Annotated in this window: 13 protein-coding genes and 1 pseudogene; 6 read left to right on the top strand and 8 right to left on the bottom strand. The window is 47.1% G+C overall.

The features are described 5' to 3' along the window. The first annotated feature begins 9 nt into the window (after positions 1-9). From ACGHVY_RS00875 to ACGHVY_RS00855, 5 genes are read left to right on the top strand one after another with little or no spacing between them, the layout of a single operon-like run. Positions 10-816, top strand: coding sequence for a DNA-methyltransferase (locus ACGHVY_RS00875; RefSeq protein WP_390596414.1), 807 nt, complete (start codon positions 10-12; stop codon positions 814-816). A 19-nt stretch (positions 817-835) separates the two neighbouring features. Next, on the top strand, positions 836-1,699 hold the full coding sequence (traN, locus tag ACGHVY_RS00870) for a conjugative transposon protein TraN (protein ID WP_390596412.1): 864 nt from the start codon (positions 836-838) through the stop codon (positions 1,697-1,699). Next, complete coding sequence (locus ACGHVY_RS00865) at positions 1,696-2,208, top strand: hypothetical protein (protein ID WP_390596409.1); 513 nt, start codon at positions 1,696-1,698, stop codon at positions 2,206-2,208. Before traN ends, ACGHVY_RS00865 begins: the two co-directional genes overlap by 4 nt. Before the next feature lie 17 nt (positions 2,209-2,225). After that, positions 2,226-2,885 carry a DUF1566 domain-containing protein gene (locus ACGHVY_RS00860; protein ID WP_390599630.1) on the top strand — a complete coding sequence of 220 codons (660 nt, stop codon included), beginning with the start codon at positions 2,226-2,228 and terminating at the stop codon, positions 2,883-2,885. A 27-nt stretch (positions 2,886-2,912) separates the two neighbouring features. Further along, positions 2,913-5,099, top strand: a complete 2,187-nt coding sequence (locus tag ACGHVY_RS00855; RefSeq protein WP_390596406.1) for a type IV secretory system conjugative DNA transfer family protein — start codon at positions 2,913-2,915, stop codon at positions 5,097-5,099. A gap of 248 nt (positions 5,100-5,347) precedes the next feature. On the opposite strand, the gene ACGHVY_RS00850 is transcribed toward ACGHVY_RS00855, so the two are convergent. The 7 genes from ACGHVY_RS00850 to ACGHVY_RS00820 form a co-directional block, all read right to left on the bottom strand. Beyond that, complete coding sequence (locus ACGHVY_RS00850; protein ID WP_390596403.1) at positions 5,348-5,722, bottom strand: hypothetical protein; 375 nt, start codon at positions 5,720-5,722, stop codon at positions 5,348-5,350. Between the two features lie 31 nt (positions 5,723-5,753). Next, on the bottom strand, positions 5,754-6,026 hold the full coding sequence (locus ACGHVY_RS00845; RefSeq protein WP_186976202.1) for a hypothetical protein: 273 nt from the start codon (positions 6,024-6,026) through the stop codon (positions 5,754-5,756). A gap of 6 nt (positions 6,027-6,032) precedes the next feature. Continuing rightward, positions 6,033-6,308 (bottom strand): hypothetical protein, encoded by a 276-nt coding sequence (locus ACGHVY_RS00840; RefSeq protein ID WP_390596400.1) that lies wholly within the window; start codon positions 6,306-6,308, stop codon positions 6,033-6,035. 431 nt (positions 6,309-6,739) lie between these two features. Beyond that, on the bottom strand, positions 6,740-8,467 hold the full coding sequence (locus ACGHVY_RS00835; protein WP_390596397.1) for a ParB/RepB/Spo0J family partition protein: 1,728 nt from the start codon (positions 8,465-8,467) through the stop codon (positions 6,740-6,742). 553 nt (positions 8,468-9,020) lie between these two features. After that, positions 9,021-9,272: a hypothetical protein gene (locus tag ACGHVY_RS00830; RefSeq protein ID WP_390596394.1), complete on the bottom strand. Its 252-nt coding sequence runs from the start codon at positions 9,270-9,272 to the stop codon at positions 9,021-9,023. A gap of 6 nt (positions 9,273-9,278) precedes the next feature. Continuing rightward, positions 9,279-10,034, bottom strand: a complete 756-nt coding sequence (locus ACGHVY_RS00825) for a ParA family protein (RefSeq protein ID WP_117703407.1) — start codon at positions 10,032-10,034, stop codon at positions 9,279-9,281. A 249-nt stretch (positions 10,035-10,283) separates the two neighbouring features. Then, complete coding sequence (locus ACGHVY_RS00820) at positions 10,284-10,703, bottom strand: single-stranded DNA-binding protein (RefSeq protein ID WP_390596391.1); 420 nt, start codon at positions 10,701-10,703, stop codon at positions 10,284-10,286. 69 nt (positions 10,704-10,772) lie between these two features. Here ACGHVY_RS00820 and ACGHVY_RS00815 point away from each other — a divergent pair, with 69 nt between their 5' ends. Then, positions 10,773-11,036 (top strand): hypothetical protein, encoded by a 264-nt coding sequence (locus ACGHVY_RS00815; RefSeq protein WP_249938221.1) that lies wholly within the window; start codon positions 10,773-10,775, stop codon positions 11,034-11,036. A gap of 160 nt (positions 11,037-11,196) precedes the next feature. Here the strand turns inward: ACGHVY_RS00815 and ACGHVY_RS00810 are convergent. Further along, positions 11,197-13,161, bottom strand: a pseudogene (locus tag ACGHVY_RS00810) (helicase-related protein); the annotation flags it as partial. Positions 13,162-13,780: the final 619 nt, after the last annotated feature.

The following is a 13,780-nucleotide window of genomic DNA, read 5'->3' as shown; positions in this document are numbered from 1 at the left end:
ACGAAAACCATGATAAAAACGGACAACATATACAACATGGATTGCCTTGAGGGTATGAAGTTCATTGCGGCCAGCAGCGTTGATGCCGTTATAGCAGATTTGCCCTATGGTGTGCTGAACCGCAGAAACGAGTCAGCTGGATGGGACAAACAAATTTCGCTCGAACCGCTGTGGGAGCAGTACCGGCGCATTACTAAGCCGGGAAGCCCGATTATCCTCTTCGCACAGGGTATTTTCTCCGCACGGCTCATGCTGTCACAGCCCCGGATGTGGCGGTACAACCTCGTGTGGCACAAAGACCGTGTGACGGGTCATCTGAACGCCAACAGAATGCCTTTGCGTCAACATGAAGACATTTTAGTATTTTACCAAAAACAGCCGGTGTATCATCCGCAGATGAGTTACAAACCCGGACAAAGGAATCATCCTCGTGGAATGTTCAAAAGGATGACAAACCGCTGTTATGGTGCAATGAAGCCTACCCCCTCACATATCTCCGATTGGAAATATCCGACTTCGGTCATATCCATACCCAAAGAACATCGGACGGGGGCGTTCTATCACCCGACACAAAAGCCCGTCGCACTGGTGGAGTACCTGATACGCACCTACACCAACGAGGGGGATGTGGTATTGGATAATTGTATCGGTTCGGGGACGACTGCCGTTGCCGCCATCCGCACGGGACGACATTATATCGGATTCGAGATCGAGCCGGCGTATTGTGAGGTTGCCAGACATCGGATTCAGGAAGAATTGAAACGCAGAAACGGAACGAAAGAAGGGAATCGAGAAATAAATAACGGAAACCAATAAAATCAACAATATCAATGATATGAATATGAAAGTAAACAAGAAAGGAGTCGTGGCTGCATTTTTTATAGCGACAGGGATGCTTGCCGCATACGACGCACAAGCCCAGCGCACCTATGAGGAAATGGAGCTGCTGACGGTCAATGAACAGGTAACGACCGTCATTACGGCATCGGAACCTGTCCGTATGGTGGATATTTCCACCGACAAGGTGGCAGGCGACCAGCCCATAGAGAACATCATCCGGCTGAAGCCAAAGGATACGGGACACGAGGACGGCGAAGTGCTGGCTATTGTAACCATTGTAACGGAGCGATACCGCACGCAGTACGCGCTCATTTATACCACACGAATGAAAGAGGCGGTGACAGATAAGGAAATCCTGTTGCATGAACGGGATGCTTATAACAACCCAGCTGTCTCGATGTCCACTGCAGAGATGGTTCGTTTCGCAAGGCGCGTGTGGAGTTCACCTGCAAAATTCCGTAATGTCGCCACCAAAGCTCACCGTATGGTGATGCGCCTGAATAATATCTATGCTGTCGGCGACTACTTCTTCATAGACTTCTCCATAGAGAACAAGACGAACATCCGGTTCGACATCGACGAGATACGGGTAAAGTTAGCGGACAAGAAACTCGCCAAAGCAACCAACGCACAGATCATCGAACTGACGCCTGCCTTGGTATTGGAACATGGTAAGACGTTCCGGCATGGCTACCGCAATGTGATTGTGGTGAAGAAGATGACATTCCCGAACGACAAGCTGCTGACTATTGAAATGACGGAGCGGCAAATCAGCGGTCGCAATATCAGCCTGAACATAGACTATGAGGATGTGCTGTCCGCCGATTCGTTCAACACAACTTTATTGGAGGAGGAATGACGATGAAAAAGATGATGATACTGGTGCTTGCCTGCGTGTGCTTCGTTATAAATGCGAATGCCCAGCGCAACAGCGGTCGCCTCTCGTTTGGCGTGGGGCTGCTGTATGAGAACGGCATGGACATGACGCTCGCCTACGAGCACGAAATGAACTACCGCCATGCGTGGGAGTTTTTTGCCAATGGCTATATAAAATGGGCAGAATGCGGCTCATGCGGCCATGTCTGCCCGGAATCCTTCTGGCGGAATTATCGCACCTACGGCTTAGGCGTGGCTTACAAGCCTTGTGTGGTGCGTGGACGCAACCATTACGGCAATCTGCGTATCGGAGCTTCGGCAGGGAGCAATACGAAAAAGTTTCTTGCCGGTATCCATGTGGGGTATGAACATAACTATGTCCTGCGGTCGGGATGGACGCTGTATTGGCAGGTAAAGAGCGACATGATGATAAAGGGCGCGGATTTGCTGCGCACGGGTGTCGTGTTAGGAGTGAAACTACCGATAAAATAAGAAAAAACGGAAATATGATGATACGGAAGATACATACGATGATACTGGCAGTGATAGCGGTACTGTGCGCTGCCTGCGATGCCCATATCGACGTGCCCGACACGGCTGTACGTCCGGGGCATATCCTCTGTGAGGACGGTACGACATTACCCTATGTGCAATATGAGCAATCTGGGAAACGAGCGATAGCGGTTGTCTTTGATACCGAAAAACGTGACGGTACGGAAGGGAACGGCTATGCGGTTTATCTGTGGGAGATTGCTCCTGCAGCATTTGCCGACAGTCTTGGCATCGAGCAGGGTACGTCGGCCGATATAGGAGCCTACGATGGGAATACGAACACTTTTGCACTATACGACACTCGCGAGACGGCTTCACCTATGGCGGAAGCGGTCTTCGATTTATGGCGGTACGGGCAGAGTGCATACGTCCCTTCGGTGGCGCAGATGCGTTTACTGTATGCCATCCGGGAAACAGTCAATCCCATTGTGACGAAATGCGGCGGTGATCCGCTGCCACAGAATACAGACGAAGACTGCTGGTACTGGACATCAACGGAGGTCAAGGGGCAACAGACTGCCAAAGCGTGGCTTTACTCATTGGGTAGTGGCGCAATGCAGGAAACACCGAAGACACAGGCGCACCGGGTGCGGCCGATTATCACACTGAACAAGTAGGAACGAAAAGCGAGAAAGGACAAAACAATGGAAGAAAGCAAAGAGCTACAAGGGTTCTACAAGATATTCCGTGCGGTCATCTATATCTCCGTGCTATTGGAGTTCTTCGAGTATGCCATCGACCCGGCCATACTTGACCACTGGGGCGGCATACTGATCGATATTCACGGGCGCATCAAACGGTGGATGATATACAACGACGGCAATCTTGTGTACAGCAAGGTCGCCACGTTCCTACTTATCTGCATCACCTGTATCGGAACACGCAATAAGAAACATTTGGAGTTTGATGCACGCTGGCAGGTGTTATACCCGTTGGTAAGCGGACTTTTTCTGATCGTGCTGTCCGTATGGCTGTTCCGGCATCCGATGGAAACAAGGTTTTATACCTTACCGCTCAATATCATTTTCTACATGGCTACCACGCTGGTCGGTGTGATATTGGTGCATATTGCACTGGATAATATCTCGAAGTTCATCAAGGAAGGGCTGGGCAAAGACCGCTTTAACTTCGAGAACGAGAGCTTCGAGCAATGCGAGGAGAAAGTTGAGAACGAATACAGCGTGAACATACCGATGCGGTACTATTATAAAGGCAAATTCCGCAAGGGATGGATTTCGATAAGCAACTGTTTCAGGGGCACATGGGTAGTCGGAACTCCGGGCAGCGGCAAGACGTTCAGCATCATAGAACCGTTCATCCGACAACATAGTGCCAAGGGCTTCGCGATGGTGGTCTATGATTATAAATTTCCGACACTTGCCACCAAGTTATACTATCATTATAAGAAGAACCAGAAGCTCGGCAAAGTGCCCAAAGGGTGCAAGTTCAACATCATAAACTTTGTGGATGTAGAGTACAGCCGACGGGTGAATCCGATTCAGGCGAAGTATATCAACAACCTCGCTGCGGCGAGTGAAACAGCGGAAACGTTGTTGGAATCCCTACAAAAGGGCAAGAAAGAAGGTGGCGGCGGTAGCGACCAGTTTTTCCAGACTTCAGCGGTGAACTTCCTTGCTGCCTGCATCTATTTCTTCGTGAATTACGAACGTGAACCCTATGATGCCAACGGCAAGAAACTGTATGCGGAGAAGCGGCAAGATCCGCAAACGAAATTCTGGAAGCCGACCGGAGTGGTGCGTGACCGTGAGGGTGGCAACATCGTGGAGCCTGCTTACTGGCTGGGTAAATACTCGGATATGCCGCATATCCTGTCGTTCCTCAATGAGAGTTACCAGACCATCTTCGAGGTCTTGGAGACAGACAATGAGGTTGCTCCTTTGCTCGGCCCGTTCCAAACCGCGTTGAAGAACAAAGCGATGGAGCAGTTGGAAGGTATGATAGGTACGTTGCGTGTATATACTTCGCGTTTGGCTACCAAAGAAAGCTACTGGGTCTTCCATCGTGACGGAGACGATTTCGACCTGAAAGTGAGCGACCCGAAGAATCCCAGCTATCTGCTGATAGCCAACGACCCGGAAATGGAGAGTATCATCGGTGCGCTGAACGCTTTGATTCTAAATCGACTTGTTACCCGTGTGAATACGGGTCAGGGAAAGAACATTCCAGTAAGCATCATCGTGGATGAGTTGCCAACCTTGTATTTCCACAAAATTGACCGACTGATAGGTACGGCGCGAAGCAACAAAGTAAGCGTGACGCTGGGATTTCAGGAATTGCCGCAATTGGAAGCCGACTACGGAAAGGTCGGAATGCAAAAAATTATCACAACGGTGGGTAACGTGGTAAGCGGTTCGGCTCGTGCGAAAGAAACGTTGGAATGGCTGTCGAATGACATCTTCGGTAAGGTGGTACAAGTCAAAAAGGGTGTGACCATCGACCGAGATAAGACGAGTATCAACCTCAATGAAAACATGGATGCCCTTGTACCTGCCTCGAAGATTTCGGATATGGCGACGGGATGGATCTGCGGCCAGACAGCGCGAGACTTCACAAAGACGAAAACCGGCACTGGAGGTTCGATGAACATTCAGGAATCAGAAGAGTTCAAAACCACGAAGTTCTTTTGCAAGACCGACTTCGACATGAAAGAGATAAAGAAAGAGGAAGCCGGCTATGTACCCTTGCCAAAGTTCTATACATTCAAGTCGAGAGATGAACGGGAGCGCATCCTGTACAAGAATTTTGTGCAAGTCGGGCTGGATGTCAAAGAAATGATAAAAGATGTGCTGAACAAACGCGGAGCGAAATAGCGGTCGAGGCTGAGATAAGATAAGAGAGTCAATAAAAATGTGAAACACCTGCAATACTCACGATATTATTGCAGGTATTTCTATATTTTCACCCTATCCTAAAACAGGCTTTCGGACAAAAAAAGTTCTTGTAAACGTTACAGTAGTATATAATATAAATGGATATTGCGGCTTGGACATATCTATGCGTACATGAAAACACTGTCCACATGAAGATGTGGGCAGTGTTCATTTGTTCACCTGTTTGCTTAGGCTCGTTTGCCACTTACCAATACGGCAAGCTGTTGATTACAGAAATTGTCGTATTCCTCTTTATCCATACCGCTTTCGATGGCACGGTCGATAACATCGCCCAACTCGTCGAAGCAGACTTCCTCATTGACACACTCCGAGCTTGCGCCTTTCAGTAGATATACTTCGTAATAATCGGAACCGTTGAGCGCGATAATGACATATCCGGTATGAAGCCGTCCGTTCACTTCAAGCCGCAATGCCGGCAGGTCTTTGAATACGGTGGCAGCAAACTCCGTGACACCCCACGACATGAAAACGGGCATAGGTGTCATTGAAACTAATTGCATTTTGATGGTCTGTGCGATTTGCATTACATACTCTTTGTCCATAACTTTTAATTTTAGATGATTATTGATTTATTTAGTCGAACCATTCGGGATTGTCTTGCTTCAGTTCGGCAATCAGCTCCTCGTCCGGCAAATTGAGGGTGTTTTTGTCTGTGAAGAAAAATATCTCGTCGTAAAGCTGTTCGGCTTCCTTGCTGGCAAAACCTTCGTTCTCGTCCTCGAAACTACCCGGATGAAGGGCATCGAGCAGGAGGGTCGAACCGATCTGCAATTCTTCGCCCTCGTTGGATTCCACCACACGGCAGGTATATGTGATGCCGTTAAATTGTACTTCCTGTGTTTTCATACGCTGTTATCTTAAAGGGATATTTCGTCCGTTCTCATTGAGGTATTCCATGATGTGTTTCGCTTCCTCGTGCGATGCACGGTTGCGGTCGTCATATCGCCGTGTCTCGTCTGCCATGACCACGATACACTCTTTGATAAGCCGGTAAAGGCTCTGCTGCAGTGTGGGGTGCATATCAGGGATAGCGGCAGTAAACCGCTTGGGATTGAAACTGAAACTATTTACCGCCATTTCCCACTCTTTGGCGAGTTTGTACTCCTTGCTTTCTTTGATGTTGTCCATTGTCTTGAATTTTAATGATTTGTTTTTCTTCCCTTTGTTCGGCATCCCTTTGTCGGAGCCGTTCGGGTTTTACGATGCGTTCAAGAGACTGACGAAAAAGCCCTTTCTGACGCTTTTTCCGGAAAACTACGCTTACGCAGGAAGGAAGAATTTTTCGAGAAATGCACTTCAAAGCGGCGGAATCAGGCGCGGCAGTCCACCTTTGCATCCTAAAAACAGACCGGAAACGACACGGGCTGTCTGAATCCGGGAAAACGCTATAAAGGAGATAATAACAGATAGAACAGGGTGTCGGCTCGTGTACAACGAGCCGGAATAAGCAAGAATTTGATAGGTATAAAAGGATGTGGGCTGCCACTCACAGATGCCTTACTTTGCACAAAAAATAGAGGGCGGATTTCTCCGTCCTCCATTCATCAGCCGAGAGGCTGTCAAGCTGCAATTTCCTCGGTCTGCACCTCCGTTTCGGGCTGTCCGTCTTTGGTGGCGTTTGCTTCCTGCTTCGCCTTTTCCTGTACCGAAAGAACAGCAATCTTTTCTTCGATGCGTAGGTGTCGCTTCTCGTAAACCTCATTGTGTCCGTTTTGGATGTCTGCCAACTGGTCGGGCATGTGCTTCTTGGCAAAATCGAGCAAGAGGGATGCGGTGGCATTGCTGCCCGATGCGTTCTTGAAATTGGATATCAAGAAATCCCTGCGGATAATAGCTTTTTGCTTGGCGGTAAGATTGGCGATGATGTTCATCTTGTCCTCGTCCTTAAGGTGGTAGTAGGTTTCTTTTGCCTCTATACCCATAGCCTCAAAATGTTCCCTGCGAAGAAATGGGAGCATGAAGAAATAAATCATCCTGTCCTCGTCTGTGCCAAACTTGGTTTCCGTCATATCGACCTCCAAAATCTGCTTTTTGGTGTCCTCTACGGTCTTTTCTTGCGCAATCTCCTTGTTGCGCTTGTCCTGTTTCTCCAATTTTTCAATCGGGGAAACGACCGTTTCTTTAGCTTCTCCCGTCACTGCCTGTACTTGGGCATTTTCTACATAACATAATGATATGTCGTTGTGTCCAATCGTCACATATAGCGTGATTTCTCCAGCTTCGCTCCTGCGGTTCACATCCTCGCATTCCTTCTTGTATTCCGACAGCTCTTTTTCGTACTCCTTGTATGCTTCCGCATATTCCTCGTCGTTCTCGTAATCCTCCATGTCGGGAGCTTCGGGTTCTTCGGGATAGTCGGCAGGACGCACCGAAAGTTTCTCAACCTCAAAGCCCGATGCCACGAGTTGTTCGACCACCTTTTCATTGCAACCGTAAAAATCCCGACAAAGTAAAGCAAAGGGTCGCTGTTCCATGAACTGTACGGCTTTTTCCGCAAGATACGATGCGTTCATTTCCTCAAGGCATTTTCGGTTGGCGCAATTTCCGCAACTGCCCTCTTCACAGAATAACATCATGTTATTGGTGTTGTGGGGACACGAAAGGCATACCGTCTTGTCGAAAAAATACCGCTTGATGTCGGTGGTGTAGCTTCGTTCGATGTTTTTTGCCACCTCGGAGGCTTTCATCCCACGCCAACTATTATACAGCACACCCTCTTTCAGATGCTTCTCGTAGATGTCGTGCTGTATATCTTCCCCATAACGGCAGATTTCGGTTGCTACGCTGATAGTCAGTTCGTCCTGTTCTAATAGTTGTGCAATTTCGGGTATCAAGGAAACGAATTTCAACCGTGTACGGATATAACTCTCATTCTTGCCGAACTGCACCGCCAAAGATTGCACATCATGGCGACCGCTCTCGATGAGCTTTTGGTATGCGTTGGCTTCTTCAATGGGTGTCACATCTTTGCGTTGCAGGTTTTCGGTCACTGCCATTTCCTCGGCTGTCTCGTCCGAAATATCCAAGATGACAGCAGGTATTTCTTCCAAACCTGCGATTTGCGAAGCCCTGTATCTCCGCTCCCCGAAAACAATCTCGAAGCGGTTTTCCGCAATGGGACGTACCCCGATAGCCTGTAGCACTCCTTGCTGACGAATGCTGTCTGCCAATTCCACAAGGCTCTTTTCGTCAAAGTTCTTGCGAGGGTTGTAGTTGCTCGGCTGAATGTCTGCCAATGCTACCGATACGATGTTCTTCACTGCCGTTTGACTGATTGCTGTTTCCATAATGCGTTTAATTTTAATTGTTTATATTTGTTGATTTTGTTTTTATTTTCCCTTTTTTCGGTTCTTTTTCCTGCCTGAACCGTTTGGGATTTACAGATGCGGTACAGGGCTGCCGGACAAGCTGTTTCCGACGCTTTTTCCGGAAAATTACTCTTTCGCAGAAAGGAAGAATTTTACAGGAAATGCACTTCAAAGTGACGGAATCAAGCGCGGCAGCCTACCTTTGCGTCTGATAAAACCAACCGGCGATGGTAGGGAACGAAGCCGGATAAGCGATAAGAAAGATGAATAGAAGAGGAATATAGCCTGCGGTTACAAATGGCGTGGTAAAAAAGAAAAATCACCTACCTCTGGGCAGATGATCTATAAATGAAGTTCCGTCCGGAATATTACACCAAGCGGACAGATTACAGGTGTGTTCTATGGATATAAAAAAGAGAAAGCCTCCGGTTTTGAGATTAAGAGCGGTGGGAAGCTATGCAAATATATAAAAGGCTCCGGCGTAGGATTGCTGCATCCAACCGAACAGGAGGGACGCAGCAATCGCACCGGGTCATTTCCCATGCTTCTCCAGATACTCTTTCATTGCTTCGTTCACAATATCTCTGAGAGACATGTTTTTGTCTATGGCAAGGTATTTCATCCGGGTATGAATACTCTTGTCTATGACAAAATTGCAATGCACTGCCGGTTCTTTTTTGGTAGTGGGTGCTTCCTGCCGTTTCTCACCAGACGTTTTTTTGGTAGGCGACAACAAACCGTCCAGCCCGCTTTTCATATCTCCAGTCAAATCTTTTTTAGCCATATCCGTTTACTTTAATTTCAGTACCTCTTGCGCCAGTGACATATAGTCTTTGGCTCCATTACTGTTCTTGTTATATTCAAAAATGTTCTTTCCCTTTATCGGGGCTTCGGCCAGTGCCACGTTGTCCCTTATGACAGTCTTGAACACTTTGTCGCAAAATGAATCGTTGATGATTTCTGACACGTTTTTGTTCAGCGTCTTGCGTTTGTCAAACTGGGTGATGACGATGCCGCCGATATTCAGATTCGGGTTCAGCCGTTCCCTGACAATCTCGATCACGTTCGTAATCTTTGCCATGCCTCGCATGGCGAGAAATTGTGCCTGAACGGGAATAATCAGATAATCGGCTGCGGTAAGGGCGTTCAGCGTAAGCAGTCCCAAAGAGGGAGGACAGTCGATAAGGATATAGTCGAATTTCTGCGTGTCGAGCAGCCGGGCAATCAGTCCTTTTAGAATCAGTTCCCGTCCGGGTTCATTGATAAGTTCGGATTCCGCCGCCGAGAGGTCGAGACAGGCCGGAACAATAGAAATGCCGTTTTCCGCTTTGACCAGCGGCAGAGGATATTCGCCTTTCATCGCTCCGTAAACGGTCTTTTCCTCTTCGATAGAGAGGCCGAAAGATTCCGTAAGATTCGCCTGACCGTCCATGTCGATAGCCAGCACACGCTTTTTCTTCTGCTGCAAGGCGGCAGCCAGATTGATGGTGGTGGTCGTCTTCCCGACACCGCCCTTATGGTTAAGGATTGCAATTATTTTTGTCATTGTCTCACTCTTTTATTTATGGTACAAAGATAATACTATTATTCGTAAATACTACGATTAGTATATACTATTTTACTATAAGTAGTCATTTTAGTAATGTAGTATATAAGTATTTACTACAATACTAAAATGATACATGACTAAATGCAGCATATACTATGATGAGTAAACGGCATGTTTCCTAATTTACTACATATAGTATATACTACACTTAGTATTGCCTTATTATCTGTGATATATGGGACAATATCAGAACGGCAAATCGTCCGTATCATCCTGCGGCATATCGGCAGGCGGCATAGGGACATCCTCTGCGCCACTTACCGGATTATCCGCATCGGGGTTATTGCTTTGGCTGTCCCGTTTACCGGTATTGATGAACTCCAACGCATCCGCCGCAATGGAGAACTGGATTTGGTAGTCCTCGTTCCTGTCCTTCCACAAAGAAGCCGACAGTGTTCCCTCAATGAGTACCAGCCGTCCTTTGGTAAGATATTCCGACAGTCGGATATGGTTCTCTTTTTTGCTTCTTACCCTTACCCATGTAGTGACGTTATTCCCGTGTGAATAATCATCAACGGCAATATCAAAAGCGATGAACGTGCCGTGTGTTCCAGTGATAACTTGGCAATCTTTGCCGATGCGACCGATAGTATGAACGTATAACATAATAGAAATTTGTTTGTAGCAGGTGGTTAGTCCTGCCGTTACCTTGAATATCTGTTTTTATTTTTCCCTTTGCTCGATTCCTTTCTGGCGGAACTGCTTTGGGATTTTATGGATGCGGTACACGGCAGTCGGTACAGCTTCATCCGTCAGGCTTTTCCTGCCAATTACGCTTTCATCGAAAGGAAGAATTTGCAGGAAATACACTTCAAGCCACCGGATCAAGCGCGACAGCCGACCTTTGCATCTGATAAAACCAAACCGGTACGACAGGGAGCGAAGTCGGGAAAGCGGTCATGGAGAAGCTATAAGGGGATGAACCGGAAAATTGTATAAAAGGGGAAAAAGAATACTATAAGGGCATAGTCGCACCGCGTACACCAGACGATACGAGTGTTCCGCCTATAAATGGATATTGCCGTCGGCAGACCGGAACGAAAATCCCCCTGTCCGGCAATCACTACCGAACAGAGGGAAAGGTTAAATATGAAATGAATTAGGCAGCCTTGGGTTCGTACTCGGCAGATGTTGTTTCAGGTAGAGAGTGCGAGCGTTCCGCTTCTTTGAGGCTTTCGTCAATCTTACGCTGCAACTCCTTACACTCTAGTTTGAGCTTTGCCAGTTCATCGGCCTTGCTCCACTTGCGACAAACGATGTCCCGTAATACGGGGATTTCGTTTTCAGCCCGTTCCACCGCTTTCTGCTGTTTCTCGATAAGTGAGGGCAATTTGCTTAGTGCACCTTGCGGATAACGTGACGCATCCACGAATCCAAGGGGCAATGCGCCGCTTAGTCCGCATTGGTATTTCAGTCCGCTTAATCCTGCGACAAAGAACGTGTTACGCTCAAATACTCCTGTGATGCTGTACTCGCTGCGCACCAACAAGTCAAGTCCTGCATACGTGCCGATAGTGGCGTATGCTCCGCTGCGGTAGGTCTTGGATATGTGGTGCAGTTCGCGTCCGATTTCCTCTGCAGTAGCTTGTGGCAGGTTCAGAAGCATCGTTGCCTTTGTGCCCTCGTAAGAGGTGATGTATTCCAAATCCTTTATGAAACAGTCCTTTGTGCGCTTCGCTTTTTCAATATCTTCACGAGAGGCTGCAATCTTTCGCTCGGCACGGATGCGTTCTTTCTTGAAAATGGCCTGTTCTTTTTCAAGTTGCATAATCTTGTTATCGAGCTTTGCCTTGTTCAGCAGGTCGGTATTGCCTGACAGAATAGCCACGAACTCGGCGAAGTTCATGCCGTTGTCCTCGTCCATGCCGCCCTCGTCTATGCGGCGCACAGCAATAGTGCCGTTGTTGATTTGGGATATGAACATCTGTTTGTTCCTAAGCAAGTTGAACTTGTATGCGTCAAGTGTCTTTTCCGTGCCGTAAATCACCAAATCGACCACGTTACCGCCCCACAGCTTCACAGTATTGCCTTTGCGAACTGCTCGACCATTGCGCTGTTCCATGTCGGCTGGTCTCCAGGGAATTTCCAAATGATGCACTGCAACTGCACGTTGTTGTGCGTTTACGCCTGTACCCAACATGGTAGTGCTTCCGAAAAGCACCCGTACTTTGCCGTTGTTCATGTCCTCAAATAGCCGTTTCCTTGCCCGTTCGGTCGTGGCGCATTGGATAAACTGTATTTCTTCTGCTGGAATACCCAATCGCACCAGTTTCTCCTTGATGTCGCTATAGATGTTCCACTCGTTTGGCTTATATGTGCCAAGGTCGCTGAAAACGAACTGCGTACCCCGGTTGGCGTTCGAGCGCATATAATAATCATAGATTGTCCTTGCACAGATAGAAGCCTTGTTGTCGGCATCATCGCTGAATTTTTCACCCAACAAACGCATATCGAGAGCCATTTTTCGGGCGACGTTGGTTGCAATCAGCATCTTCGCTTTGTCGAGGTTGTCAGGTTCGGGTATGTCAAGCCCCAAATCCTCCCACTCACCGCTGTGCGCAAAGGAAACCAGCCGTCCAATCATTTCTTCCTGTTGGATAGTCGGCGCATGAGAGAGGAAACGCACATTTTTCTCCGGTACATCGAGATTTATCATGTCGGCAGTGCGATAATCGGTAATCTCACGCAGGAACATAGCCAGTTCCGGCACTTTGATATAGGTACGGAAACGCTCTTTGCGCTTGATTGCACCTGTTACATTCAGTTCATAGTCAGCGGTCTTTTGCGTGAATATCGCCGCCCACGCATCAAAGCACGAAATCTGCTGACGCTGCAGTTCGTGTGGGCGTAAATATTTGAACATTACGTAAAGTTCGGTCAAAGCATTTACTACCACCGTACCAGAAAGGAATGTTGCGCCGAGGTCTCGTCCCGTACGGTGCTGAATGTCCCGAATAGCAAACAAAAGGTTCATCGCCCTTTGCGAGCCTCGTGTGTTGCCGATGCCCGCAACCCTTGTGTGGCGTGTCTGAAACATTAAGTTCTTGAAAATGTGACATAAATCCGAAATTTTGGATTTATCCCATTATCAGAACTTTCTTATTTTTTTGTTTGACATTCTAAATATATTGAAATTCAGCATCTTTTTTATATAATAAGTTCTGATTATTTTTACGGTCGTAATATGCAGGGTATAGAATATATTCTGTATCAATTTGGAGATAAGGCTGTAATGTTTGTATTTGCTCAATAGTCCTTTTCGTAAATTTGGATATCTTAATGATTTTTCTGATTGCATTTGACCTCCTGTTTCTAAAGAGAAACTGCTCAGTGGAAGTTTCTAGTATTTGTCCAATAAAGCACATAGGTTGTATTCTGTTTCCCACATTCTTGACTGTTGAACTCTGTACCAATTCTTCAGGCCGTTGCGTAACTCCCATTCCAATAACACCGGGCATATCAAATTGTCAATTCTTTATTACTTGGCATTTTTTAGAAGATGTTACGTTGGCATATAGTTTTGAGCTTGTATGAAAAATGACATTTACTACTAATGAATCAACTTTACATAACATAACCATATTTTGCATCGGAAATATGAGATAATTTTCCTTTTTTATTGTATCTTTGTATTTGATAGGCATGGAATTTTCATAATGCATGAGTTTAACCATCCATAATAT

Origin of the sequence: Bacteroides sp. f07 (assembly GCF_042854785.1) — a bacterium.
Taxonomy (GTDB): Bacteria; Bacteroidota; Bacteroidia; order Bacteroidales; family Bacteroidaceae; genus Bacteroides.
This window is presented reverse-complemented; position numbering and strand designations above follow the sequence as displayed.